Source organism: Streptomyces longisporus (genome assembly GCF_039532765.1).
GTDB lineage: Bacteria > Actinomycetota > Actinomycetes > Streptomycetales > Streptomycetaceae > Streptomyces > Streptomyces longisporus.
On sequence record NZ_BAAASG010000002.1, the window covers coordinates 637663 to 663986 of the forward strand.

Annotated in this window: 23 protein-coding genes; 13 read left to right on the forward strand and 10 right to left on the reverse strand. The window is 71.0% G+C overall.

The window, feature by feature from the left end; translation table 11 throughout:
- Positions 1-10 precede the first annotated feature (10 nt).
- Both ABD355_RS04500 and ABD355_RS04505 read right to left on the reverse strand, forming a co-directional pair.
- Positions 11-853: an SMP-30/gluconolactonase/LRE family protein gene (locus ABD355_RS04500; protein WP_344398713.1), complete on the reverse strand. Its 843-nt coding sequence runs from the start codon at positions 851-853 to the stop codon at positions 11-13.
- A 117-nt stretch (positions 854-970) separates the two neighbouring features.
- Entirely contained in the window at positions 971-1723 is a 753-nt protein-coding gene (locus tag ABD355_RS04505; protein WP_425585703.1) for an SAM-dependent methyltransferase, read from the reverse strand.
- Between the two features lie 105 nt (positions 1724-1828).
- On the opposite strand from ABD355_RS04505, the gene ABD355_RS04510 reads away from it, so the two are divergent.
- Positions 1829-3268: a PP2C family protein-serine/threonine phosphatase gene (locus ABD355_RS04510; protein ID WP_344398715.1), complete on the forward strand. Its 1440-nt coding sequence runs from the start codon at positions 1829-1831 to the stop codon at positions 3266-3268.
- A gap of 21 nt (positions 3269-3289) precedes the next feature.
- Here the strand turns inward: ABD355_RS04510 and ABD355_RS04515 are convergent, their stop codons facing one another.
- Entirely contained in the window at positions 3290-3730 is a 441-nt protein-coding gene (locus tag ABD355_RS04515) for an ATP-binding protein (protein WP_344398716.1), read from the reverse strand.
- Positions 3731-3921: 191 nt separating this feature from the next.
- Between ABD355_RS04515 and ABD355_RS04520 the strand changes: the two genes are divergently transcribed.
- The 3 genes from ABD355_RS04520 to ABD355_RS04530 are packed head-to-tail and all read left to right on the forward strand — an operon-like array spanning position 3922 to position 5890.
- Entirely contained in the window at positions 3922-4800 is an 879-nt protein-coding gene (locus ABD355_RS04520) for a helix-turn-helix domain-containing protein (protein WP_344399043.1), read from the forward strand.
- On the forward strand, positions 4797-5087 hold the full coding sequence (locus ABD355_RS04525; protein WP_344398717.1) for a DUF397 domain-containing protein: 291 nt from the start codon (positions 4797-4799) through the stop codon (positions 5085-5087). The genes ABD355_RS04520 and ABD355_RS04525 overlap by 4 nt, the downstream gene beginning before the upstream one ends.
- Positions 5084-5890: an SAM-dependent methyltransferase gene (locus ABD355_RS04530; protein WP_344398718.1), complete on the forward strand. Its 807-nt coding sequence runs from the start codon at positions 5084-5086 to the stop codon at positions 5888-5890. Before ABD355_RS04525 ends, ABD355_RS04530 begins: the two co-directional genes overlap by 4 nt.
- A 73-nt stretch (positions 5891-5963) precedes the next feature.
- On the opposite strand, the gene ABD355_RS04535 is transcribed toward ABD355_RS04530, so the two are convergent.
- Complete coding sequence (locus ABD355_RS04535; RefSeq protein WP_344398719.1) at positions 5964-7016, reverse strand: glycoside hydrolase family 5 protein; 1053 nt, start codon at positions 7014-7016, stop codon at positions 5964-5966.
- 190 nt (positions 7017-7206) lie between these two features.
- Here ABD355_RS04535 and ABD355_RS04540 point away from each other — a divergent pair, with 190 nt between their 5' ends.
- Positions 7207-8262: a LacI family DNA-binding transcriptional regulator gene (locus ABD355_RS04540; RefSeq protein ID WP_344398720.1), complete on the forward strand. Its 1056-nt coding sequence runs from the start codon at positions 7207-7209 to the stop codon at positions 8260-8262.
- 80 nt (positions 8263-8342) lie between these two features.
- A complete protein-coding gene (locus ABD355_RS04545; protein ID WP_344398721.1) occupies positions 8343-9077 on the forward strand; it encodes a YqjF family protein in 735 nt (244 codons plus the stop codon).
- A 10-nt stretch (positions 9078-9087) separates the two neighbouring features.
- Here ABD355_RS04545 and ABD355_RS04550 read toward each other — a convergent pair whose 3' ends face one another.
- Positions 9088-9726: a hypothetical protein gene (locus ABD355_RS04550; RefSeq protein WP_344398722.1), complete on the reverse strand. Its 639-nt coding sequence runs from the start codon at positions 9724-9726 to the stop codon at positions 9088-9090.
- A gap of 24 nt (positions 9727-9750) precedes the next feature.
- On the opposite strand from ABD355_RS04550, the gene ABD355_RS04555 reads away from it, so the two are divergent.
- From ABD355_RS04555 to ABD355_RS04585, 6 genes are all read left to right on the forward strand, one after another.
- Entirely contained in the window at positions 9751-11013 is a 1263-nt protein-coding gene (locus tag ABD355_RS04555) for an MFS transporter (protein WP_344398723.1), read from the forward strand.
- 55 nt (positions 11014-11068) lie between these two features.
- On the forward strand, positions 11069-13450 hold the full coding sequence (locus ABD355_RS04560) for an ATP-binding cassette domain-containing protein (RefSeq protein WP_344398724.1): 2382 nt from the start codon (positions 11069-11071) through the stop codon (positions 13448-13450).
- Between the two features lie 635 nt (positions 13451-14085).
- A complete protein-coding gene (locus ABD355_RS04570; RefSeq protein ID WP_344398725.1) occupies positions 14086-16368 on the forward strand; it encodes a glycosyl hydrolase family 95 catalytic domain-containing protein in 2283 nt (760 codons plus the stop codon).
- Between the two features lie 33 nt (positions 16369-16401).
- Positions 16402-17250, forward strand: a complete 849-nt coding sequence (locus ABD355_RS04575; protein ID WP_344398726.1) for an AraC family transcriptional regulator — start codon at positions 16402-16404, stop codon at positions 17248-17250.
- 66 nt (positions 17251-17316) lie between these two features.
- Positions 17317-17754, forward strand: coding sequence for a VOC family protein (locus ABD355_RS04580; RefSeq protein ID WP_344398727.1), 438 nt, complete (start codon positions 17317-17319; stop codon positions 17752-17754).
- A 119-nt stretch (positions 17755-17873) separates the two neighbouring features.
- Complete coding sequence (locus tag ABD355_RS04585) at positions 17874-19430, forward strand: purple acid phosphatase family protein (protein WP_344398728.1); 1557 nt, start codon at positions 17874-17876, stop codon at positions 19428-19430.
- Here ABD355_RS04585 and ABD355_RS04590 read toward each other — a convergent pair.
- The 5 genes from ABD355_RS04590 to ABD355_RS04610 are packed head-to-tail and all read right to left on the reverse strand — an operon-like array spanning position 19360 to position 24061.
- Positions 19360-19986, reverse strand: coding sequence for a hypothetical protein (locus ABD355_RS04590; RefSeq protein WP_344398729.1), 627 nt, complete (start codon positions 19984-19986; stop codon positions 19360-19362). The genes ABD355_RS04585 and ABD355_RS04590 overlap by 71 nt on opposite strands.
- Before the next feature lie 5 nt (positions 19987-19991).
- On the reverse strand, positions 19992-20852 hold the full coding sequence (locus tag ABD355_RS04595) for a carbohydrate ABC transporter permease (protein ID WP_344398730.1): 861 nt from the start codon (positions 20850-20852) through the stop codon (positions 19992-19994).
- On the reverse strand, positions 20849-21793 hold the full coding sequence (locus ABD355_RS04600) for a carbohydrate ABC transporter permease (protein WP_344398731.1): 945 nt from the start codon (positions 21791-21793) through the stop codon (positions 20849-20851). The genes ABD355_RS04595 and ABD355_RS04600 overlap by 4 nt, the downstream gene beginning before the upstream one ends.
- Positions 21790-23073 carry an ABC transporter substrate-binding protein gene (locus tag ABD355_RS04605; protein ID WP_344398732.1) on the reverse strand — a complete coding sequence of 428 codons (1284 nt, stop codon included), beginning with the start codon at positions 23071-23073 and terminating at the stop codon, positions 21790-21792. The genes ABD355_RS04600 and ABD355_RS04605 overlap by 4 nt, the downstream gene beginning before the upstream one ends.
- A gap of 49 nt (positions 23074-23122) precedes the next feature.
- Positions 23123-24061 carry a DUF6807 domain-containing protein gene (locus tag ABD355_RS04610; protein ID WP_344398733.1) on the reverse strand — a complete coding sequence of 313 codons (939 nt, stop codon included), beginning with the start codon at positions 24059-24061 and terminating at the stop codon, positions 23123-23125.
- A 320-nt stretch (positions 24062-24381) separates the two neighbouring features.
- Here ABD355_RS04610 and ABD355_RS04615 point away from each other — a divergent pair, with 320 nt between their 5' ends.
- Positions 24382-25512, forward strand: coding sequence for a S1 family peptidase (locus tag ABD355_RS04615; RefSeq protein WP_425585704.1), 1131 nt, complete (start codon positions 24382-24384; stop codon positions 25510-25512).
- The last annotated feature ends 812 nt before the right edge of the window (positions 25513-26324 follow it).

Here is a 26324-nt window from a genome sequence, read left to right on the forward strand (position 1 = left end):
CGGCACTCTGCTACGGCCGTCCTGCTCCCGGTACCTCGACCGGCACCGCGAGCACCTGGCCGGTTCCGGGTGTCACCATCTCGGTCTCGGTCATGCCCTGCCATCGTGCCGCGGTGATGAACAGCGTGCTGCGGTCGGGGCCGCCGAGCACGCAGGCGAAGGCCCCGCGGTCCAGGGGCACGGTCTGCAGGACGGCGCCGCCTTCCGCGACCCGTACGCACCGCCGGTCGGGCACGTCCGCGTACCAGACGGCGTTCTCCGCGTCGATGCAGATGCCGTCCGGGACGCCCTGGCCGAGGTCGGCCCAGATGCGCCGGTGCGACAGGGTGCCGTCGGCCTCGATGTCGAAGGCGAGCAGGCGGTGGCGGTAGGAGTCGGCGACGATCAGGGTGGTGTCGTCGGCGGTCACCGCCATGCCGTTGGGAAAGGCGATGTCGTCGGCCACCTCACGGACCGAGCCGTCGGGCGTGGCCAGGTGGACGGAGCCGGGTTCGACGGCCTCGCCCGCCATGGGGTCGAAGTGGGCGCGGTTGACGTAGGTGTTGCCGCGGCCGTCCGCCACGATGTCGTTCCAGCCCGGGATGCCGAGATCCGCGTACTCGACGAGGCTGCCGTCGGTCTCGCGGCGCAGCAACCGCCCTTCTCCTGACGAGACGATCAGCAGTCGGCCGTCGGGCAGCCAGGCGGTGCACAGCGGCAGCGAGGGCACCTTTGCGACGACCTCGGTGCGGCCGTCCCGGTCGACGGCGAGGACCTCGCCGGCCGTCCAGTCGGAGAAATACAGCCGGTCGCCGTGCCAGCGGGGTGACTCGACCAGGCCCCGTCCGGTGAGCAGCGTGGATACATGGGTCATCGTTCTCACAGCCCTGGGCTCGGGCCGGCCCGGTGCCGGCCTCTCGACCTCTACACGAACGAGGGTCCGCCGAATCGACAGCGCACGGCGACCGGCACCCGGACATGGTGCGCCCGGCTACCCGGCCTTGCGGCCGACTCCCGCATACACCCAGTACTCCGACGGCTTCTCCGGGATCGGGTCGCCGGGGTCCGGGCGCCACAGGGGTACGTGGACCAGGCCCGGCTTCACGAGGTCGAAGCCGGTGAACAGGTCGCGGATCTCGTCGTGGGAGCGGGCGGTGACCGGGGAGGTGGCCCTGGCGCTGTACAGCTTGCTCACGGCGGCGGCGGTGTCCGGGCGGTCCTCGTTCGTGGCGTGGGTCAGTGCCAGCCAGCCGCCCTCGGGCAGGGCGTCCCGGAAGGCGGCGACGATACCGGCGGGGTTCTCCTCGGGCGTGACGAAGTGCAGGATCGCGACCATCAGGACGGCCACGGGCTGCTCGAAGTCGATCAGTTTGCGCAGTTTCGGGGCGGCGAGGACGTCGGCCGGCCGGCGGATGTCGGCGTCGACGATGTCCGCGTCCGGGTTGTCCGCGAGCAGGGAGGTGCTGTGGGCCACGGCCACGGGGTCCTTGTCCACGTAGACCACCCGGGCCCCCGGGCTCGCCGTCTGGGCCACCTCGTGCACATTGCCCTGGGTGGGGATGCCGGAGCCGAGGTCGATGAACTGCCGCACCCCGGCGTCGACCAGGTGGCGCACGGCCCGTCCGAGGAAGGCGCGGTTGGCCCGGGCCAGCGTGCGCACCTGGGGATCGATGCCCGTGACGGCCGCCACCGCTTCCCGGTCTATGGCGAAATTGTGCTGACCGCCCAGCATGGCGTCGTACATGCGGGCCACACTCGCCTTGTCCGGATCGGTCCCCGGCGGGATCCGTTCGTTGTCGAGCACTACAACTCCCTTCCCGGCCAGGGGCCTTGACGCGACATCATATAGTTGCCGACGACACACGGCGAGCCACCCTCATCGCCGTGCGCCCGGCCCCCACCCGGAAAGGCACGACCCCTGCGGAACGAACCGCACAGCCGCACCGACGTACCCCCCGCCGCACTGCCCTCGCCCCGCCGGTCGGCTTTCTCCCCCGCCGCCGACGCCATCGGTTCGGAACTCGACCTGGGGCTGACCGGCAGCCATGTCGTGCACGCGCTGACCCCCGGCTTCTGCGATGCGGCCTCGATCTACCTGCTGGAGCGCTGGCTGCGCGACGAGAACGCGTACGCCGTCGCGGACCCGCCCCAGATAGAGGCGCGCCGGCTGGCGCTGCGCATCGGCACGGACGCGGTGGAGGACTGGGAGGGCGTGCTCCCGGTCGGCGAGGTGATCGTCTTCCCGCGCGAGACGCCGTATGCGCGTGCGCTCGCCGCCGGGCACGCGCAGTTGCTCGACACGATCGACCCGCACACCTCCCAGCGCCTTGTGGCCTCCGGGGGCGGCGACGCGCGGATCGACGAGCTGCTGCACGTGTCGTCCTTCGTCGTCGTCCCGCTGCAGCTGCGGGGCACCGCGGTCGGCTTCGTCGCCTGCTCGCGCGGCCCGGACCGGGCCCCCTTCCGGCCCGCGGATGTGGTGGCCGCGGAGGCGCTGGCCGCACGCGCCGCCACGGCCCTGGACAACGCGCGCCGCTACGAGCGCGAGCGCCGTACCGCCCTGGCCATCCGCAACAGCCTGCTGCCCGGCACGGCGCAGGAGGTCGAGGGCTGCCGCATCGCACACGGCTGTCTGCCCGCCGGGCAGGGCAACATCATCGGCGGTGACTGGTTCGACGTGCTGAGACGGCCCGGTGACCGGGTCAGTCTGGTCGTCGGGGACGCCATGGGGCACGGCCCGGAGTCCGCCGTCGCGATGATCCAGCTGCGCACCGCCGTCCGCACGCTGGCGACCCTCGACATCCCGCCGGCCGATCTCATACGCCGCCTCGACGCACTCGCCTGCGACACCCCGGGAGCCTCGTTCGCGACCTGTATGTACGCCGAGTGGGACGCCCGGCGGCACACCTGCACCCTGGTGGGGGCCGGCCACCCGCCCCCGCTGCTGCGCGGCCCCGACGGCCGGACGTCGCCGGTCGCGCTCGCCGGCCCGGGCCTGCCCCTGGGGCTGGGCACGGGCAGCTACGAGGCGACCGTACTGGCCGTGGACGAGCCCGCTCTGCTCGTCCTGTACAGCGACGGCCTGGTCGAGTCCCGGGACGCCGACATCGACCAGGAGATCGTCCGCCTCGCGCGCGCCCTGGATGCGGCGGCCGTCGAGTCCGCGGCAGCCGGCGAGCAGGATCACCTGCAGTCCCTGTGCCGACGGCTGCTGAGCACCCCTTCCGCCGCGGCCGCCGCCGACGACCGCACCCTGCTGCTCGCCGAGCTGACCCCCCAGAAGGGCTGAACGCCCTTCCTCGTCAAGCTCTCAGGCCGTCAGGTGTGCCCACACGGCGTTGCCGCCGGTGAGTCTGGACCGGTCGACTCCCCAGCTGTCCGCGACCGCCTCCACGATGAGCAGCCCGCGGCCGCTCTCGTCGTCGGGGCACGGCTCGCACCGGGGCAGGGCGCGGTCGCTGCGGTCGTGGTCGTGGACCTCGAGGCGCAGGCACTGGTCGGTGATGAGCCCGATGCCGCACAGGATCCGGGCGCTGAGCGTGTGCCGTACGGCGTTGGTGGCCAGTTCGGACACGAGCAGGACGGCGTCCGCACACAGGTCGCCCGGCAGCCGCCAGGCACTCAGCCGCGCGCCGATGGAACGGCGGGCGACCTTGATGCTGGAGCGGTGCGGCGGCAGTTCGAGCCAGTGGGTGCGCTCCTGGTTCGGGGCGTCTAAGAGCTGCGGCGAGGAAGTCGTGTGGGGGGACACGCAGTTGCCTTCCGTGGGGAGCGGGGCGCGCAGTGACCGTCGAAACGAATCACGTAAGTAACTATGCTCACAGGGCAGTTCAAGCTGCAACCAGCTGCCTGATAATTTCATGGAGCCGGTATCTGTCCGACCGCATCGGCAAGTCGCTTTCGTCGGCGACGCGGTGACGGCGACTCAGGAGGTAGTGCGTGGTGAACGAAGGTCGGTCGGGCGCGGGCAACAGCCCCAGCGCACCCACCGTTCTGCGCATGATCCTCGGTCGGCGGCTGCAGGAGCGGCGCCAGGATGCGGGTCTGACGCTGGACGAGGCGGCCAGGGCCCTGCGGGTGACGTCCTTGACCATCCGCCGCCTGGAGAAGGCGGAGGTCGGCCTCAAGCCCCTGTACGTGGACAAGCTGCTGGAGACGTACGGTGCCGACCGGCAGGAGATCGACGAGTTCGTCGCCCTCGCCGAGCGGGCCAACGAGCCCGGCTGGTGGCATGTGTACCGCGATGTGCTGCCGAGCTGGTTCAGCGGCTACGTCAGCCTGGAGTCCGGGGCGACGACGCTGCGCACCTACGAGCCGCACTATGTGACCGGGCTGCTGCAGACCCACGACTACGCGCGCGAGGTGCTGCGCGGCGGCTTCCCGAGCGGCAGCGAGGAGGAGCTGGAGCGGCGGGTGGATCTGCGGCTGCGCCGGCAGAGCCTGCTGGAGAGACCCGATGCGCCCACGCTGTGGGTGGTACTCGAAGAGACGGTGCTGCACCGGGTGGTGGGCGGGCCCGAGGTGATGCGGGAGCAGATCGACCGGCTCCTGGAGGTCTCGGAGCTGGAGCACGTCAGCGTCGACGTCGTGCCGTTCTCCGCGGGCGCCCACCTCGGAGCGTGCGCCCCGTTCACCTACTTCCGGTTCAAGGAGCCCGAGCTGCCCGACATCGTCTACAGCGAGATCCTCTCCGGCGCCATGTACCTGGACCAGCGCTCGGACGTCGCGGCCCATCTCGAGGCGCACAACCGCATGTCCCTGCTGACCTCGGACACGGAGAGCAGGGCGCTCCTGAACCGCATGCGAAAGGAGTACTCATGACCAGCGCCGACGGCGCCGTCCGCGGCGTCTACAACGGCATGCCGGCGTCGGACCTCGGCGAACAGGGCTGGGAGTCTCCATGGAGCGGTCCCAACGGGGGCCAGTGCGTGCAGACGAAACAGCTCGCCGACGGCCGGGTGGCCCTGCGGCAGTCGACCGACCCCGCAGGACCCGCACTGATCTACACCCCGGAGGAGATCACCGCGTTCGTCGCGGGAGTCAAACGAGGTCTCGCCGATCATCTGACGGCCCTGTACCCCCCACGCCCACCGAAAGGGACAGCATGACCAACTCGCACGCCGCGCGGGACATCGACACCAGCAGGCCCCACTCCGCCCGGATGTACGACTACTACCTCGGCGGCAAGGACCACTTCGAGGTCGACAAGCAGGCCGCGGAGACCGTCGCCTCGGTCTATCCGGCGATCTTCGTGTGCGCCCGTGAGAACCGGGCGTTCATGCATCGCGCCACCCGGGTGCTCGCCCAGGAGCACGGCATCCGCCAGTGGCTGGACATCGGCACCGGCATCCCCACCGAGCCGAACCTGCACCAGGTGGCCCAGTCCGTGGTCCCCGAGGCGAGGGTGGTGTACGCGGACAACGACCCGCTCGTCCTCAAGTACGCCGAGCGTCTGATGCGCAGCACGGCCCAGGGCCGCACCACGTACATCGAGGCGGATGTCAACGACCCGGCCGCGCTGCTGAACTCCCCCGCGCTGGCCGAGGTCCTGGACCTGGACCAGCCCGTGGCACTGTCCCTCAACGCCCTGATGCACTTCGTGACGGACGCGCAGGACCCGTACGGCATCGTGGACCGTCTGCTGGCCGTCCTGCCCTCGGGCAGCGCGCTGGCCCTGAGCCACTGCACGCCCGACTTCGACCCGGTCACCTGGCAGAAGGTCACCGACATCTACACCAGTGCGGGCACGCCGGTGCAGTTCCGCTCGAAGGACGACGTCGCCAAGTTCTTCAGCGGACTGGAGCTGCTCGACCCCGGAATCGCGGTCGGCCACCGCTGGCGCCCGGACGGCGACCCCGGTGCCACGGACGCGGAGGTCAGCCTCTGGACCGGGGTGGGCATCAAACCGTAGCCGTGACGTTTGGGAGAGACCGGACGGCCCCGGGCCCAGTGGCTCCGGGGCCGTCCGGCGGCTGTGGCGCGGGTCAGGGCTGGACGGGCCGGCCGCGGCCCCAGGCCCAGGCGAGACGGTCGGCGCCGGACTGGTTGGTGGTCGCCAGCCAGGGGCGGGAGGCGTCGCCGACGAGCTTCTGTATCGAGTAGATGTCGTCGGTACGCAGGCCCGGCCAGTACACCGAGCCCATCTTCAGCTCGCGGGCGGTGTCGGTCTCGGCCTGGATGAAGTTGACGTAGTTGTCGTCGGGCGCCGGCTTGTTGTAGTTCAGTCCGGTGGTCATCGGGGCGCCGAACTCGTCGATGACCGTACGGCTCGCGCAGTCGCCGATGCGCTCCTTGAGATCGGCGGTCCACTGGTCGTAGGTGGCGTACGACTTCCAGAAGCCGTAGTGGTGCAACGACAGGTAGGTGCCCTTCAGCCGCGGGTCGGCGCAGACCGAGGTGACATGGTCGTTGTAACCGGCACCACTGACGAAGACCCGGTTGCGGGGGACGGATCCGTATGTCGACAGCCACTTGGCGGCGATGTCGGCCCACTGGGTGTCGGTGTAGCCGTGCGGCTCGTTCATCGGCTCGAAGTAGACCTTCGAGTTGCCCTTGTAGGCCTTGACGACGGTGTTCCACATCGGCCAGTAGGTGGCCTCGTCGTCGATGAAGCCGTCCTTCTGGGCGCCCGTGCCCTCCCAGTACGACAGGATCACCTTGAAGCCCTTGGCCGTCGCCGCGTCGATCACGCCGCGGTACGACTTCCAGTACGAGCCGTTGACGGTGTACGGGTTGATGGGCAGCCGGACGGTGTTGGCACCGAGGTTGGCGCGGAACGCGGAGATGACCCGGCTCGCCTTGGTGTACGTCTGGGCGTAGGTGTCGGAGAGCGACAGGCCGGACAGGACGACGGGGTCGTTGGCGTAGTTGTCCCGGGGGTCGGCCCAGTTGACGCCCTTGAACTGGGTGGTGTCCGTCTTCGGTGTCGCGGAGGCGGGGCTGCCGGTGAGGGTCGCGCCGCTGACCGCGGCGATCGCGACCGCCACGCAGGCGGCGCGCAGCCGGGGAGCGAGGCGGTGGGTGGGGGTCTTGCGCATCGACGTGGCCTTTCATGAGGTCGGCTCGGCGCCCCGCATGTTTACGTAAACATGGCCTGTCGTCGCAACGGATGTTTACGTAAACTCGGCGGCGCCGGAATCGTGGCATCCGCCCCAGCGGCCGTCAAGGCTCCTCACGCGTAACATCCGGTGCGTCGCGCAACAGGTCGGGCACCCGAGGGAGGCACCAGTGGTGGAACGGGGCAGCACCGGCGTCCCGGGCGGGCGCCGCAAGCAGCGGGTCTCCATGGCCGACGTCGCCAAGCTCGCGGGCGTGTCCTCCCAGACGGTCTCGCGGGTCTCCAACGGCTACCCCGGGGTGATCAGTTCGACCCGGGAGCAGGTGCTCTCGGCCATGCGGGACCTGGGCTACCGGCCCAACAGCGCGGCGCGCGCACTGCGCTACGGCCAGTTCAACACCATCGGCGTGATCCTCTTCAGCCTGTCCTCGACGGGCAACAGCCGCACCGTGGAGGCGATTGCCACCCATGCCGCGGCCGAGGGGTATGCGATCACCCTGATCCCCATCGACGTCCCCACCCAGGACAACGTCCTGGGGGCGTTCACGCGCATGGGAGAGCTGGCCGTCGACGCCGTCATCGTCATCATGGAGATCCATCTGCTGGACACCGGCACGGTCCAGCTGCCGCCCGGCGTACACGTCGTCGTGGTGGACTCCGACGCCGGTGACCGCTACAGCGTGGTCGACACCGACCAGGCCGACGGCACCCGCAAGGCCGTCAGCCACCTGCTCGACCTGGGCCATCGCACCGTCTGGCACGTGACCGGCCCGGAGACGTCCTTCGCCGGGCAGCGCCGCACCCAGGCCTGGCGCACGGTCCTCGAGGAGGCGGGACGCCCGGTGCCGCCGCCCCTGCACGGCGACTGGTCGGCCGAGTCCGGCTACGCGGCAGGGCTCACGCTCGCCGAAGAGCCGGACTGCACCGCCGTGTTCGCCGCGAACGACCAGATGGCGCTGGGGCTGCTGCGCGCGTTCCACGAGCGCGGCCTGCGAGTGCCCGCGGACATCAGCGTCGTCGGCTTCGACGACATCCCCGACGCCGCCTTCTTCGTGCCGCCCCTGACCACGGTCCACCAGGACTTCGCGGAGGTCGGCCGTCGCTGCGTCCAGGACGCCCTCCAGCAGATCCGCACCCGCGGCGACTCCAAGCCCGGCACCGATCTCGTCCCGACCCGCCTGGTGGTCAGGCACAGCACCGCCGCCCCGCCGGAGGGACGCCGATGACTGTGCCGTCGCGCACAACGCCCGCGAAGTCAGGCCCGTTCGAGCCGCCGGGCCGCTGCCCGCGTGCTACAAGGCAGGGCATGGAGATCGAACCGGTCACCCCCTCCACCCCGCGGCCCGTGCGCAGACCGACGCTGGTGCAGGGCTGGCACGAACTGACCTTCCTGCACTGGCCGGTGGAGCCGGAGCGGGTGGCCCCTCTGCTGCCTTCCGGGACCCGGCCGGACACCCTCGACGGGGTCACCTACGTCGGCCTCGTGCCGTTCCTGATGCGCGGCGTGGGCCTCGGCCCGGGGCCCGGTCTGCCGTATCTAGGAACGTTCTGCGAGACGAACGTACGGCTGTACTCGGTGGACGGGCAGGGCCGCCGCGGTGTCGTGTTCCGCTCCCTGGACGCGACCCGGCTGCTGCCCGTGCTGGTGGGGCGGCTGGGCGTGCGGCTGCCCTATGTGTGGTCGGCGATGCGGCTGCACCGCGAGCACGACAGGATCATCTACACCTGCCGCCGCGGACGATCCGCGGAACGCGGCCCCCGAAGCCGGGTCGTGGTGCGACCCGGCGCGCCCATAGCGCAGCCCACACCGCTGGAGCTGTTCCTCACCGCCCGCTGGGGCATGCACGTCCCCTGGCACGGCCGCACGGTGCACCTGCCGAACGAGCACGCGCCCTGGCCGCTGCACCGGGCCGAACTGCTCGACCTGGACGACGAGTTGATCACGGCGGCCGGTCTGCCGCGGATGGCGGAGGCGCCGGTCAGCGTGCTGTACTCGCCGGGCGTCTCGGTCCGGTTCGGGACGCCGTCGGCCGCCGGTTAGAGGACCCGGCTCACGACGCACCCGGCTGTGGTGTCGGGCCGGCCTCGCCCAGTTGCCTGATGGTCCCGCCGAGCCTGGGCCGGAACCGCTCCAGCATCTTCGGCTGCGCGCTGACCACCCAGCGGGTACCCACGAGGTACTTGCCCCCGTACATGGCGGCGCTGTCCAGCCAGACCTGCTGGAACTCCTCCTGGGGGAAGGTGGTGATGAGGTAGTCGGCGTTCTTCGTGTGGCAGACGCCCTGGCGCAGTTCCTCGGCCTCCACCCGGATCCTGGCCTTGCAGCCGGTCAGTTCGGCGATGACCTCCACCTTCGCCGGTGCCACAACTGCGGCCTCCGGGGCGGCGGTCACCGCCGTCCTGCTCGCCCTGGACCGTTCGGAGAGGCCGTCCTCACCCCCGCCGCAGGCCGCGGCCAGCGGAACGAGCGCCAGGCTGCCGGCCAGTGTCGCGCCGCGTACGAGCCGGGTCGTGGGCGGAACGCGTACGGTGCGTCCTCGCGAGGGGTGCGGCAACACGTGCGTCTCCATCTCGGCGCTGGTGGCCCCGCCCCGCTTGGACGGGCGTACCACAGGGGTACGCGTGGACGGCGACGGCCGTTCACCGGGCACCCCGTACAGAGCGGTCAGGAATCGAGAAGCGCAGTCCACGGGGCCACACCTAGCGTGACCCAGGTGATCCGACGCCTCGTTCCCTCCACCTACCGGCCGGTCCTCGCCCACCGGCTCTTCCGGCGGCTGTTCCTCGGCTTCGCGGTCTCCTGCCTCGGCGACGGCATGAGCTTCGTCGCGGTGGCGTGGCTCGCCATCGAGCTCGCGCCGCAGGCCGGTGCGTGGCTGTGGGTCGGTGGCGCGGTCGCCGCGTACACCCTGCCGGGCGTGCTCGGCGCGCTCCTGCTCGGCCGCAGGCTGCGCCGGGTGCCGGCCAGACGGCTGCTGATCGCCGACAGCGTGGTGCGGGGTGTGTTCCTGGGCGCCGTACCGCTCGCCTGGTTCGCGGGGCTGCTTTCACCATGGCTGTACGTCGTGCTGCTCGCGGTCTCGTCGCTGCTGCACGCCTGGGGCAGTGCGGGCAAGTACACGCTGCTCGCCGAGTTGCTGCCGGACGAGCAACGGCTCGCCGCGAACACCCTCGTGGGCTCGCTCGACTTCGCCGCCACGATCGCCGGGCCCGCCCTCGCCGGAGTACTGGTCACCTACGGGAGCTCCGCGCTCGTACTGGGCCTGGACGCCCTCACCTACGTCTTCCTCGCCGCACTCGTCGTACGCACCCGGCTGCCGGAGTCGGGGCAGGTGTCCCCCGTCGACGGGACGGCCGCCCGCGGCGGGCTCGCGCTGCTGCGGTCCCGCCCCGAGCTGCTGGGGCTGTTGGCGCTCACCTGGTTCTTCAACTTCCTGTACGGCCCGGTCGAGGTCGCCCTGCCGCTGCATGTGACCGAGGACCTGCACGCACCCGGCACCCTGCTCGGCCTGTACTGGATGCTGTTCGGCCTCGGGGCCGTGCTCGGCTCGCTGGCGGTCGGCGCGCTGCAGCGGCTGCCGCTGTGGCCCGTGACGGTCGGCATCATGACGGCCTGGGGGCTCGTACTGGTGCCGTTCGGGGCCGGTGCGCCGACGGCCGTCACCGTCGCGTGCTTCACGCTCGGCGGCGCGATCTACGGCCCGTTCGTGGCCCTCTCGGTGACGCTGCTGCAGGCCAAGTCGCCCCCGCAGCACCTGGCGGCGATGCTCGCGGCCCGCAGCGCGGTGCTGCTCACCGCGTCGCCGCTCGGCACGGCGCTCGGTGGACCGCTCACCACGGCGCTGGGCCCGCGCGCGACGCTCGGCGGCTCGGGGCTCGCCACCGTGGCGCTCGGCGCGCTCGCGTGCGTCCTGCTGCAGGCCCGGCGCAGGAACCGATCAGGAATCGAGAAGCGCGCTCTGGTGAGCCGCGGCTAACGTGACCGCAGAACGACGACTCCCGCGCCCGCCCGGACCGACCCATGGAGAGACGATGACCACGGCGAAGAGGACGAACGCGCAGGTGCCCGCGCTGCACGCCGCAGACAGCCACGACATGATCCGCGTGCACGGCGCACGCGAGAACAACCTCAAGGACGTCAGCATCGAGATCCCCAAGCGCCGGCTGACGGTGTTCACGGGTGTCTCCGGCTCGGGCAAGAGCTCGCTGGTCTTCGACACGATCGCCGCGGAGTCGCAACGCCTGATCAACGAGACCTACAGCGCCTTCGTGCAGGGCTTCATGCCCAGCCTGTCGCGGCCGGAGGTCGACGTCCTGGACGGTCTGACCACCGCTATCAGCGTCGACCAGCAGCGGATGGGCGCCGACCCGCGCTCCACGGTCGGCACCGCCACCGACGCCAACGCGATGCTGCGGATCCTGTTCAGCCGGCTCGGCAAGCCCTACGTCGGGCCGCCCGGGGCGTTCGCCTTCAACGTCCCCTCGGTCTCCGCAGCCGGTGCGATCTCGGTGGGCGGCGGCGCCAAGCAGAAGGTCACCTTCAACAAGGTGGGCGGCATGTGCCCGCGCTGCGAGGGCCGCGGCTCGGTCTCGGATCTGGATCTGACCCAGCTCTACGACGACAGCAAGTCGATCAACGAGGGTGCGTTCACCATCCCCGGCTACACCGGGGGCGGCTGGAACTCCCGGCTGTACGCGGAGTCCGGCTTCTTCGACCCGGACAAGCCGATCAGCAAGTTCACCAAGAAGGAGCTGCACGACCTGCTGCACCGGGAGCCGACCCGGATGAAGATCGCGGGCATCAACATGACCTACGAGGGTCTGATCCCGCGCATCCAGAAGTCGATGCTGTCCAAGGACAAGGAGGCGATGCAGCCGCACGTGCGGGCCTTCGTGGAGCGTGCGGTCACCTTCACCGTCTGTCCCGAGTGCGAGGGCACTCGGCTCGCCGAGCACGCCCGCTCCTCGAAGATCAAGAAGATCTCGATCGCGGACGCCTGCGCGATGGAGATCAGGGACCTGGCCGACTGGGTGCGCGGACTGGCGGAGCCGTCGGTGGCGCCGCTGCTCACCTCGCTGCAGCAGACCCTCGACTCGTTCGTCGAGATCGGTCTCGGCTATCTCTCGCTGAACCGGCCGGCCGGCACGCTCTCCGGTGGTGAGGCGCAGCGCGTGAAGATGATCCGCCACCTCGGCTCCTCGCTCACCGACGTCACCTACGTCTTCGACGAACCGACCGCGGGTCTGCACCCGCACGACATCCAGCGCATGAACGGTCTGCTGCTGCGGCTGCGGGACAAGGGCAACACGGTGCTCGTCGTCGAGCACAAACCGGAGGTCATCGCGATCGCCGACCATGTCGTCGACCTCGGCCCCGGCGCCGGCACGGCGGGCGGCACCGTCTGCTACGAGGGCACGCTCGACGGGCTGCGCGGCAGCGACACGGTCACCGGGCGCCACCTCGACGACCGCTCGAAGCTCAAGGACGGGGTGCGCAGGTCCACCGGCACGCTGGAGATCCGCGGCGCCACGGCGAACAACCTGCGGGACGTGGACGTGGACATCCCGCTCGGTGTGCTCGCCGTGATCACCGGTGTCGCGGGGTCCGGCAAGAGCTCGCTCGTGCACGGGTCGATCCCCGCGGAGCTCGGGGTCGTCTCGGTCGACCAGAGCCCGATCCGGGGTTCGCGGCGCAGCAACCCGGCGACGTACACCGGTCTGCTCGAACCGATCCGCAAGGCCTTCGCCAAGGCCAACGGCGTCAAGCCCGCCCTGTTCAGCGCCAACTCCGAGGGTGCCTGCCCGACGTGCAACGGCGCGGGCGTCATCTACACCGACCTGGGGATGATGGCCGGGGTCGCCAGTACCTGCGAGGACTGTGAGGGCAAGCGGTTCGACGCCTCGGTCCTCGAATACCGGCTCGGCGGCCGGGACATCTCCGAGGTGCTCGCGATGCCGGTGTCTCAGGCCCTGGAGTTCTTCGCCGAGGGTGAGGCCCGCACTCCGGCCGCGCACAAGGTCCTGGAGCGTCTCGCGGATGTCGGGCTCGGCTATCTCACCCTCGGCCAGCCGCTCACCACGCTCTCCGGCGGTGAGCGCCAGCGACTGAAGCTGGCCACGCACATGGGCGAGAAGGGCGGCGTCTACGTCCTCGACGAGCCGACCACCGGCCTCCACCTTGCCGACGTCGAGCAACTCCTCGGTCTGCTGGACCGGTTGGTGGACTCCGGCAAGTCCGTGATCGTCATCGAGCACCACCAGGCGGTCATGGCGCACGCCGACTGGATCATCGACCTCGGCCCCGGCGCCGGCCACGACGGCGGCCGCATCGTCTTCGAGGGCACCCCGGCCGACCTGGTCGCGGCCCGCTCCACCCTCACCGGCGAGCACCTCGCGGAGTACGTCGGCGCCTGACCGCCGCGCCAGATGTCCGGTCGGCCTCGCCCCTGCCCGAGGGACAGGGCCGACCGTGGCCGTATGGATGACGACCCCTGCCGGCCGCGCAGTTGCAGCTCGCAGACGTGAAGGGGCTCCTGGCCTCCGTCGCCGGTCTCCCCATGGCGGGAGATGTGCTGGAGCCGGCCTGCGGAACGCGCCAGTGGACCCGGCTGCTCGCCGCGCGGGCGCGCTCGGTGACCGCCGTCGACGCGGTCGCCGAGGCACCGACGAGTTCGTCGAGGCCGACCTGCTCGCGTGGCGGCCGCCTCGGCGCTGCGACACCGTCTTCTTCGCCTTCTGGCTCTCGCATGTCCCGCCGGCGCGGTTGCCCCGCTTCTGGAGCACGTCGCCGAAGCGCTCGCTCCGGGCGGCAAAGTGATCTTCATCGACGACGGGCCCGCCGAGGCCGCGACGGAGGACGTCCTCGCGAATGCCGGCGGCGGTGCGACGGCTCGACGACGGCAGCGCAACGACCCCGGTACATCGGATCAATCTTCGGCGTGTTGGGACAGTTGACGCCTACTGTGTGCCAGTCCTACGCTCCTCCGAAAAATAGATCCGATGTATCAACCCGTCAGAACCGTCCGTTCGCATCGTGGAGGCACCCCGCAATGACCTCTAGACGAACCGTGCTCGGCTCAGCGCTCGGCGCCACGACGGCCGCCGCCTTACCCGGCGTCGCCGCTGCCGCCACCGCTCCCCCGGAGACCTCCGCGGCCGGCGGTCGCTGGCGGCTTCGCAACCGGATGGACTCCGACGAGGCGTGGGCGGGCTTCCTGCGGGGTCAGGATCTGCTGTGGCACCGGCTGCCCACGGTCTGGTACGAGGGGCCGTTCCTCGGCGACGGGCGCCTGGGCAGCATGGTGTACCGGGAGCCGGACGCGAACAGCATCCGCTTCACCGTGCAGCACGGCGAAGTGCAGGACCACCGGCCGGAGCTCGGCAGCGGCTGGGGCACCGCCCGGCTGCCCGTGGGGCACCTGACCCTCGACCCGGCCGGCACCATCACCTCCGTCGACTGGCGGCTGAGCCTGTGGAACGCCGAGCTCACCGGCACGGTCACCACGGACAAGGGCACCCTGACCCTCTCCGCGCTCATCCACGACGGGATCCTCGCCGCACGCGTGACGGCCGACGGTGAGGAGCAGGTCCGCTGGACCTTCCACCCCGAGGAGGCCATCAGCCCCCGCAAGATCCAGGAGGCGCCACCGGCGGGATACGTCGCCAACCCGCCCTGGACCACACAGACCACCGGCGACGTCGAGCAGGTCCTGCAGCCGCTCGTCGGCGGCGGCCAGACCGCGACGGCCCACCGCCGCCTGGGCGACACCCTCGTGCTCAGCGTGGCCCACAGCCACCCCTCCGACACCCGGGCCGGGGAGGTCTCGCTCAGGAAGGTCCAGCGCGCCGGCTCCTACGGCGAACTCCGCGCCCAGCACACCCGTTGGTGGCACGCGTTCTACCGCAAGAGCTTCGTCTCGATCCCCGACCAGCGGCTGCAGAGCTTCCACTGGATCCAGCTGTACAAGGTCGCGTCGGCGAGCCGCGCGGGCGGCCCCGTGATGGCCACCTCCGGGCCGTGGCTGGAACCGACACCCTGGCCCGCCGTGTGGTGGAACCTCAACGTCCAGCTCGAGTACTGGCTCATCCATGGCTCCAACCATCTCGAACTCGACTCGCTGGTCAGCACGTTGAGGCAGAGCCAGGAGCAGCTGGTCGCCAATGTGCCCTCCGCCTACCGCCCGGACAGTGCCGGCATCGGCCGCAGCTCCGACATGTTCGGCGACCGCAGCGTCGGCATGCCCGGCACCGGCGCCGAAGTGGGCGACCTGACCTGGGCGCTGCACAACGCGTGGCTGAGCTACCGGCACACCATGGACGAGTCCCTGCTGCGTGACACGATCTACCCGCTGCTGCGCCGCACGATCAACTACTACTGGCACTTCCTCCAGCCCGGCGACGACGGCAGGCTGCACCTGCCCTCGACACTCTCCCCGGAGTACCCCGTGGTCCCCCCTCGGGACACCAACTACGACCTGGCGCTGATCCGTTGGGGCTGCACCACGCTCCTGGACGCGACCGCCCAGCTCGGGGTCGACGACCCGCTGAAGCAGCGCTGGCAGGAGATACTGGCCAGACTGACCCCGTATCCGGTCGACGAGAACGGCTTCATGATCGGCGCGGAGACTCCGTACGCCCAGTCCCACCGCCACTACTCGCATCTGCTGATGGTGTATCCGCTCTACCTCGTGAACTGGGACCAGCCGGAGCAGCGGGAGCTGATCGAGAAGACAGTGGTGCGCTGGCACGCGCTGACCGGCGCGCACCGCGGCTACAGCTACACGGGCGCCGCGTCGATGTACGCGATGATGGGCCGGGGCGACACCGCACTGACGTACCTGAAGAAGTTCTTCGACCCCACCACCCGCTACCCGTGCCGGGCCAACACCCACTACACCGAGGCCGGCCCGGTCATCGAGACACCGCTGTCGGCCTCGCAGTCCCTGCACGACATGCTGTGCCAGAGCTGGGGCGGAGTCGTACGGGTCTTCCCCGCCGTCCCGCCCTCCTGGCCGGACGTCACCCTGCACGACTTCCGCACCGAGGGCGCCTTCCTGGTCAGCGCGGTCCGCACCCAGGGGGTCACCCGCTTCGTGCGCGTGCGCAGCCTGGCGGGTGAGCCGCTGGAACTGCGCCACGGGCTGCCTGAGGGCCGGCTGACCGCCGTTCTCGACGACGGCCGCCCGGCGCACACCCGTACCACCTCAGAGGGCACCCTCGCGATCGACCTCCCCAAGGGCCGTGAGGTCCTGCTGTACACCGGCGAACGGCCCGATCTCGTCATCGCCCCGGTGGCGGTGAGCGAGCCCGGTGCGGCGTGGGGGCTTCCGTAGCGCCGTCCGCGCCCGGCGCAGGACAATGACCGCATGGACGAGCCGGTGGACGAGGCGGTGCGGGCGGTGCCCGCGCCGCCGCTGCGCGGGCTGGTCGGCTGGTACTCCGGCTACCGCCAGCGCGGCGTCCCGCACGGCCGGCACCGGGGGCTGCCCTCGCCGTGGCTGACCCTGATCATCACCCTCGACGAGCCGCTCAGCATGGCCGCCCATCCCGATCCGGGCGCCGCCCCCGGCGACTACCCCACCCTGCTGGGCGGCCTGCACCTGACGCCCGCCCTGATCGACATCCCCGGGCGGCAGTCCGGCATCCAGGTCGCGATCAGCCCGCTCGGCGCCCGCGTCCTGCTGGGGCTGCCCGCGGGTGAGCTGGCCGGGACCGACGTCCACGCCGACGACGTACTGGGCGCGGGCGTGCGCGAGGTCCACGACAAGGTGCGGGAGGCACCGGACTGGGCTGCCCGGTTCGCGCTCGTCGACGACTGGCTGCTGCACCGCATGTCCCGGTACGACAGCATGGGGACGCTCACCTCCCCGGTGGCGGAGGCCTGGCAGCGGCTGCTGTCCGCCGGTGGTCGCCTGCGCGTCGACAAGCTGGCCGCCGACACCGGCTTCAGCGAGCGGCACCTGCGCAACCGCTTCCGCGCCGACATCGGCCTCACTCCCAAGGCGGCCGCCCGGGTCATCCGCTTCGACCTGGCACGACGACGCCTGGCGGCCGGCCCGGGACCGCCCGACCTCGCGGGGCTGGCCGCCGACTGCGGCTATGCGGACCAGTCCCACCTCGACCGCGAGTTCGCCGCCTTCGCCTCCTGCACACCGAGCGCCTGGCTGGCGCAGGAGTTCCGAAACATCCAATCCGGGCACCATCCGCCCGCGTGACCCTGGTGAGAGCGGCCGGCCACCCCCGGCAGGCTCCCGGCTCCCGCGAAACGGAGGCGCATCACCATGACGACCAGTACGCCCGACACCAGCAAGCAGCCGCCCGCCCCGCAGGTCTGGCCCACCCTGCGCGCCCACGACGCCCGCGCGCTGATCCGCTTCCTGGTCGAGGCCTTCGGCTTCGAGGAGACCGTGGTCTACGCAGAGGGCGACCTGGTCCAGCACGCCCAGCTCAGCTGGCCCGAGGGCGGCGGCATCATGCTGGGCTCCGTACGCGAGGAAACGGAGCCCGGCACCGGCCCGACACCGCCCGGTGCCTTCAGCGCCTACGTCGTGACCGCCGACCCGGACGCCGTCCACGCCCGCGCCAAGGCCGCCGGCGCCGAGATCACCACGGATCTGCACGTCACCGACTACGGCTCCCGCGACTTCGCCGCCCGCGACCCCGAAGGCAACCGCTGGTACTTCGGTACATATCGGGGTGAACCGCGCCGATCATCATGAGGTGAGCATTCTCACCCGGACCGGTCGCAGGCGGGCCGACCTGGGATTTGTCGCCCGCCGGCCGCTCTCCCGGCATCCACATCACTGCCGCCGTTCACTGCGGGCGCGCACACTGGGGCATGCGCTGCTGTCTGTCCGCTCCCCTCGCCGCCCTCTCGGCCCTGCCGGACCCCTGTCAGATCCTGCGTTCCGGCGCCCTGCTCACCCCCGCCCTGCTGCGGACCGCCGCCGATGCCCTGCGCGGCCCCGCGGGCAGGAGCAGGCACAGCCACCGCGACGGCCTGGCCGCCGTCCATCTGGAACTGGTCACGCTGACCGAGGACCGCGCCGTCATCACCTGGTACACCGGCGTGCCCGGCACCGACGACGGCTTCGGCCACATGCTCCCCGCAGTCACCGAGGGCGAGGTCGTCTACGGCACCCACCCCGGCCGCCTCACCCGCGTCGCGGCGGAGGACGGTCCGGTGGCCCACCACTATGTGGAACTCACCGACCTGGAGCCCGGGCAGACGTACTACTACCAGGCCCGCTCACGGGGCGTGGCCGCGACGCCTACGCCGCTGCATCTCGTGCGCGGCAACGCCGTCGGCACCAACCGCCACGGGCTGGGTTCGGCCGGAGGCCCGTACTCCTTCACCACGCCGCAGCCGCCGCCGGGGCGGCACCTGCTGTCGATCGCCCTCTGCAACGACCTGCACCTGGGTGAGACCACCGCCGGACTGGTGACCGGCATGCCCCTGATGCGCGGGATCAGGCAGGAACAGGGCCGCGCACCGTATCCCGAGATCATGAGCCGGGCCGTGGTCGAGGAGGCCCGCCGACGCGGGGCGGACGTGCTGCTGGCCGCGGGGGACATCTCGGCCGGCGGGGCGGCGCGGGACCTGGCCGAGGCCAGGCAGATCCTGGACGGTTTCGGCGCCCACGGTCAGGACTACTTCGTCGTACGCGGCAACCACGACCGGCCCGGGCACGGGAACTGCCGTTCCTGTGACGGCGGTTGCGGGGACTCCTTCCGGGACGGGTTCCTCGGCGGCGACGGTCCCGCGTACTTCGCACGCGACCTCGGCGGGCTGCGGATCGTCGGACTCGACACCTACGAGAAGGACGGCAACGGCGCCGACGCGGGCGGCCTCGGCGCCGAGCAACTGGCCTGGTTCCGGGCCCGGTTGAGGGAGGACAGGGACCAGCCCACGGTGGTGTTCGGGCACCATCCGCTGGCCGTGCGGGACTCCGTCTTCCCGGTCACCGGCGGGCAGCGCCTCGGCCGCCGGCAGGCCCGCTCCATCCTCGACGCCTACGCGAGCGCACCCGGCGTCTTCCTCCATCACGCGGGCCACACCCACCGCAACAAGCGCACGGTGCTGCCGCAGGCCCCGCACGTCACGATGCAGGAGGTCAGCGCGGTCAAGGACTATCCCGGCGGCTTCTGTCTGCTGCGGATCCACTCGGGTGGGTACGCCGTGAACCACTACAAGGCGAGCGGCGCCGCGGCCCGCGAATGGACCGAGCGCAGCCGCCGGGTGGCCGCAGGACTGTGGCCGCACCACGCGCTCGGCCGCTCCGTCACCGACCGCAACAGCATGACCGCCCGCGACCTGTCCGGCATCACCCGCCCGGCGCCGACGATCCCCGCCCAGCGTCGGCCCGAGGCGCACGCCGTACGTCCACAGCCGTGAGCGCCAAGGCCAGTGGCCCCGGCGCCAGCAACGCCAGCGGCACCAGCACCCAGGCACACACGGCGGCCGTCGCCACCGCGAGGAGCACCAGAGCGCTGCCGCCCAGGTCCCGTACCGCATCCTTGGCGGCCTCGCGCAGGGCCGTCGGCCAGTCGTCGAGGGACTCGGGGCGGGCGCAGGCCCTGAGGGCGACCACGGTGGCGCAGGCACCGATCGCGGCCGCGGTCACCGCGAACAGCGGTGCTCCCGGCAGCCCCGCCCCCGCCAGCGCCAGGTCCGCGGCGAACAGCAGCACACCCGCCAGGGCGGCGGCGCCGGCGACCAGGTCGCCCGCCCGCAGGCGCCGCCGCAGCAGGGCGAAGTAGCGGCCGGCGGTGACCGGCCGGTCCTCCCGCGCACCCCGCAGGACCGCACAGGCCGTCGACAGCGCGGCCGGGGCGGTCAGCAGCGGCAGACAGGCCGCGGCCGTGGCGAGGCCGAGGCTCAGCATGTCGGCGAACAGGGTCATGCGCGGCCCGAAGACCTCCCCCGGCTCGCGCGGCCGCGCATCGCTCATCCCGCTCACCCCTTCAGTCCGGAGCTGGCCATGCCCTCCACCAGGAACCGCTGGAAGGCGAGGAAGAACAGCACGATCGGCAGCAGCGCGATCACCGACATCGCGAACATCGGCCCGAAGGCCGACTGGCTGGAGGCGTCCACGAACGAGCGCAGCGCGAGCGTGAGCGTGAACTTGTCCGGGTCGAAGAGGTAGATCAGCTGGGTGAAGAAGTCGTTCCACGTCCAGATGAAGGTGAAGATCGCCGTGGTGATCAGCGCGGGGCGCGTCAGCGGCAGGATCACCTGGAAGAAGCTGCGGAACGGCCCGCAGCCGTCGATGCGCGCCGCCTCCTCCAGCTCCCTCGGCAGTCCCCGCATGAACTGCACGATCAGGAAGACGAAGAACGCCTCGGTGGCGAGGAACTTCGGCAGGATCAGCGGCCAGTACGTGTTCACCATGCCGAGCTTGTTGAAGACGATGTACTGCGGGATCAGCACCGCATGGTGCGGCAGCATGATCGTCGCGATCATGAACGCGAACATCGGCCCGCGGAAGCGGAAGCGCAGCCGGGCGAAGGCATAGGCGGCGAGCGAGCAGCTGACGACGTTGCCGACGACCGCACCGCCCGCGATCAGCAGCGAGTTGCCGAGCAACCGCCAGACGGACACGCCGTTCACGCCGTCCAGGGCGGTCTTGTAGTTCGACCACTCCAGACGGCTGGGCAGCAGGTTGAGGCTCGCGATGACCTCGTCGGCCGGTTTCAGGGAGGTGGCGAGCAGCCAGGCCAGCGGGTAGAGCATGACCAGCAGTGCGGCCAGACAGCCGACATGTACGGCGATACGGCCCCAGCGAACGGGCCTTCGGGCTACGGCAGTTGTGGTCATCGCTCCCCCTCGGAGGCGTAGAAGACCCAGGAGCGCGAGGTGCGGAACAGCACCGCGGTGACGGCGCCGATGACGAGCAGCAGCACCCAGGCCATGGCGGAGGCGTAGCCCATGTGGGAGGCGACGAAGCCGCGGTCGTAGAGATAGAGGGTGTAGAAGAGGGTGGAGTCGGCAGGGCCGCCCTTGCCGCCGCTGACCGCGAAGGCGGGGGTGAACACCTGGAACGCCTGGATGGTCTGCAGCACCAGGTTGAAGAAGAGCACCGGGGACAGCATCGGCACGGTGATCGACAGGAACTGCCGCCACCTGCCCGCCCCGTCCACTGCCGCCGCCTCGTACAGCTCGGCCGGTATCTGCTGCAGTCCGGCCAGGAAGATGACCATCGGCGCACCGAACTGCCACACCGTCAGCAGCGCTACGGCGAGCAGCGCCCAGCCGGGTTTGTCGACCCAGCCGCCGGTGCCGAGGAGGTTGTCCACGGTGCCGCCGTCGTTGAAGACCGCACGCCAGACGAGCGCGATGGACATGGACGCGCCGAGCAGCGAGGGGGCGTAGAAGGCGGAGCGGTAGAAGCCCTTGCCGCGCTTCATGGACTTGAGGGCGAGGGCGACCACGAGGGCGAGCGCCAGCTGCAGGGGCACCGCGATCACGACATACGTCAGGGTCGTCACGACCGACCGCCAGTACCGCGGGTCCTCGGTGAACATCTGCGTGTAGTTGCGCATGCCCACCCAGTGCGGCGGGTTGAACAGGTCGTAGTCGGTGAAGGAGAGATACAGCGACACGGCCATCGGCAGCAGCGTGAGGACGCTCGCGCCGAGCACCCACGGGGACAGGAACACCCAGGCGGCGCCCTCGCGTTCGCGCTTGGGGCGGCGCGCGGCGGCGGGTGCGGGCCGGGGTGGGCGTGTGGTGGGTGCGGGGATGTCGGTGGTGGTCATGACCTCAGCTCCGCCTTCGCCTCGGTGACATAGTTCTCGGCCGCCTGGCGCGGCGACATGCGCTCGTACGACACCTGGTCGTAGTCGCGCTGGAAGGTGGTCTGCAGGGCGTTGTCGCCGGAGGGCGGGGCCTGCGGCGGGTCCTTGAGGGAGCCCTCCAGGGAGGACTGGAAGTCGGCGACCGTCTTGTCGAAGTCCTTGAGCTGGGAGGCCGTCTGCTTGCGGATGGTCTCGTTGACGGGGATGCCGCGGGTCGCGCCGAGGATCTTCGCCGCCTGCTGGTCGTTGAGGAGGAAGTCGACGAGTGCGGCGGCCTCCTTGCGGTGGCCGGTGTGGGCTCCTATGCCGAGGAACATGGACGGCTTGAAGTACTGGCCGGGCGTGCCGTCCTCCCCCGACGGCATGGGCGCGAGCGCGACGCCGCCCTTGACGAGCGCGAGGTAACCGCTGGACGGGGCGTCCCAGTTGAAGTCGGCGGTGGCCTTGCCGCGGCCGAGCGGGGTGTTCTCGACGGAGCCGTCGAGCTGCGTGGTCTGTTCGGCCGGGGAGACGGCGCCCTCCCGGCGCAGCCGGTCGGTGAAGGTCCACCAGCGGGCGAGGTCGTCGGCGGTGAAGCCGAGGCCGCCGGCCTTGGTGTAGAGGGCCTTGCCCTGGCCGCGCAGCCACACCTCGAAGGCGTCCTCGCTCTGGCCCGGATCGGTGGCACCGGGCCTGCCGGTCTTCTTGGCCAACTCCCTTACACCGTCGGCCCATTGGTTCCAGGTCCAGCCCTTGCGCGGGAGGGGCACCCCGGATGCCTTCCATGCCTGCACGTCGTAGACGACGGTCTCGGTGCCGCGGCCCTGCGGAACGGCGTACTGGGTGCCGTTCACCCGGCCGGTGGCCAGCAGGCCCGGGTCGATCTCGGCGGTGCGCAGGACGTCCTTGACCTTGCCGAGATCCAGCAGGACATGGCCGGTGGCGTACTGGTCGATCTGGCGGTAGTCGAGCTGCATCACATCGGGGGCGTCGCCGCCCGTGGCCTGGATGGCGAGCTTCTGCTTGTAGGCGTCGTAGCCGGAGAACGACGTCTGCACCCGCACGTTCGGATGCTGTTTCTCGAACAGGGCGACGGCCTGCTCGGTGCGTGCCGCGCGGTCGGGGTTGCCCCACCAGGTGTAGCGCAGTACGACCTTGCCGCCGCCGGCCGATTCCCCGGATCCCCCGCAGCCGGCCAGCACCGCACTGAGCACGAGTGCGGCGGCCGCTGCGCAGAACCCCTTTGTCCTGTGTCCGGGCATGCCGAGGTCACCTCTTTCCTCACAACTGCTTGCTCTCAGGGCCGGTCGGTCACCACGCCAGGCCCGCCAGGTGGCCGACGACGCGGTCGCGGTCCCAGGCGCCGTCGGCGACGACAAGCCGATAGCGGTAGGCGAAGGACTCGCCGGGCGGCAGCTCGAACTCCTCGAAGAACGCCCAGGAGAACGCGACCGTGGGGATCGGTTCGGAGCGCACGAACCAGTGCGAGTCGTGGATCGCCGACTGCCCGTCGAGGTTCTCGGGTGCGTGGGCGAAGACGAGCGTGGAGTGGGCGTCGACGTCGTCGTGCTCGGTGGTGAAGGCCAGCCAGGGGCCCTGGGTGCCCATCAGCTTGCCCGCGTCGGCGCCCGCTCCTCCGTCGAGGTCGGGGCCGAAGGCGGTGCCGCCGGTGAAGTCGCGGGGGCCGCGCCACTGCAGACCGGTGTAGCCGGCCATCTCGCGGCCCTCGGTGGTGGGCGAGCCGAAGGCCAGGGCCTCGTCGCGGACGTTGGTGAGGTGGATCGACCAGTCCAGGACCCAGGCCCCGGCCTCCTCGTCGACCGAGTGGACGGTGAGCCCGCGCTCCTCGCGCGCCCACTCGGCGCCGCCGTTCTCCACCCAGGTCAGGGCCTCGGTGAAGGCGAGCCGGTCGTCCTCGACCGTGAACACGGGGAAGCCGTCGTGGCGCATCGAGCCGATGCGGTCGGGCAGCGGCAGATAACCCTGGCCGTGGACATAGCAGTTGCCGCCCCAGAAGTTCTGCCCGGACAGATGACTGGCCGTCATCTGCAGGCCCTTGTGCCAGCGGTGGTCGCTGGGGCGGTAGCCGGTCACGGTGCGTCCGGCGAGGGTGCGCACCGGGTGCGCATAGGGCTTGCGCGCCTCGAAGGCGTCCGGGTCGGGACGGTAGACGTAGCGGAGGATCTCGGTGCCGTCCGGCGCCGCGACCGCGATGTGGTCGCCGTACGCGTGACTGACGCGAATGCTCATGCGCACTCCTCGGGGCGCAGTGTGGGGGTGGTTGCCATGCCTGGCCTGGTTGCAGAAAGCGCTTGCGCCCGAAGGCGACCTTAGGTGCGGGGGAATGTCAGGACAACCCCCGTGCAGCGATGGGCATCCGCACGAGCGAACAGGCCCGAGGTGATCGAACTCATCACACCTGCATCGCGCTTGGGATTGGTATGGACCTCCCCTCCATCCGCCGCTAGGCTCTGCCGCGCATGAAGTGAGAGCGCTCTCAACGTTCTGCTGTTCCACCCCCACCCTGCTGGAACAACGAAGGGGCCACTCCCTTGAGACGCACAACAGCCATGCGCACCGCACTGTCCGCACTTCTCCTGCTCGGCAGCTGGGCCACCGCGAGTGCCGCGCCGGCCGCCGCCGACTCCCCCGCACGTTCCCCCGAACCGCCGGCATCCGCCTCGCTCCTCTTCGCAATGCAGCACGACCTGGGCCTGACGAAGCGTCAGGCCGCAGCGCGTCTGGCCGCCGAGAAGACGGCGACGGCCGTGGAACGGGAGGCGAAGCGTGCCGCCGGGTCGTCATACGGCGGCTCATGGTTCGACGCCGGAAGCGGCAAGCTGACCGTCGCCGTCACCCGTGGCGCCAACACCGAGGCCGTGCGCGCGACCGGCGCGACCGTACGCCTCGTGCAGCACAGCGCGCGGCAGCTGGACGCGGCGAAGAAACGCATCGACGCGCTCTCCGCGCCCGCAGGTGTCGGCAGTTGGTACGTCGACGTCAAGACCAACAAGGTCGTCGTGAACGTCGTCGCCGCCCACCGTGCTGACAACGATGTCCGCGCCTTCCTGGCCCGGGCTCGCCAAACCGGCCCGGTCACGGTGCGGCAGACCGCCGAGGCACCGCAGACCTTCGCCGCCGGCACCGTGGGCGGCGACCCCTACTACACCGGCAACGTCCGCTGCTCCATAGGCTTCTCGGTGTACGGCGGCTTCGTCACCGCCGGGCACTGCGACCAGCACACGGGCGCGGTGTACGGCTGGGACGGCTCCTACGTCGGCAACTTCCAGGGCTCGTCGTTCCCGGACAACGACTACGCCTGGGTGAGCGTGGGCAGCGGCTGGTGGACCGTGCCGGTGGTGCTCGGCTGGGGCACCGTCTCCGACCAGCTCGTGCGCGGCTCCGCCGAAGCCCCCGTCGGGGCGTCCATCTGTCGCTCCGGCTCCACCTCGCACTGGCACTGCGGTACCGTCCTGGCCAAGAACGAGACGGTCAACTACAGCCAGGGCGCCGTCCACGAGCTGACGAAGACGAACGTCTGCGCCGAGCCCGGCGACTCCGGCGGCTCCTTCATCAGCGGCGACCAGGCACAGGGCGTCACCTCCGGCGGCTGGGGCAACTGCAGCTCCGGGGGCGAGACCTGGTACCAGCCGGTCAACGAGATCCTCAACCGGTACGGGTTGACCTTGCAGACCGCCTGAATCTGCGCTGGTGCGGCTGAGGCGGGCTTCGCCGGATCAGCCGGGGAAGCCCGCACAGGCCCTGGGCAGCGCGGCGTAGAACCCGCTCGACGTCGGAGCCGACGCGCCGCTCGGCAGGTGTGGGCTCGCCCAAACCGGTACGCGCTGACTCCACAGACCGCCTGAATCCACGCCGGTGTAGCTGAGGCGGCCTTCGCCGGGATCGGCCGGGGAAGCCCGCACAGGCCCTGGGCAGCGCGGCGTAGAACCCGCTCGACGTCGGGGCCGACGCGCCGCTCGGCAAGTATGGACTCACCCAAACCGGTACGCGCTGACTCCACAGACCACCTGAATCCACGCCGGTGTAGCTGAGGCGGCCTTCGCCGGGATCAGCCGGGGAAGCCCGCACAGGCCCTGGGCAGCGCGGCGTAGAACCCGCTCGACGTCGGAGCTGACGCGCCGCTCGGCAAGTATGGACTCACCCAAACCGGTACGCGCTGACTCCACAGACCACCTGAATCCACGCCGGTGTAGCTGAGGCGGGCTACGCCGGGATCAACCGGGGAAGCCCGCACAGGCCCTGGGCAGCGCGGCGTAGAACCCGCTCGACGTCGGGGCCGACGCGCTGCTCGGCAAGTGTGGGCTCGCCCAAACCGGTACGGGCTGACTCCACAGACCGCCCGAATCCGCGCCGACATGGCAGAGCAGGCTACGCCCGGATCAACCGGGGAAGCCCACACAGGCCCTGGGCAGCACGGCGTAGAACCCGCTCGACGTCGGAGCTGACGCGCTGCTCGGCAGGTGTGGGCTCGCCCAAACCCCGGTACGGGCTG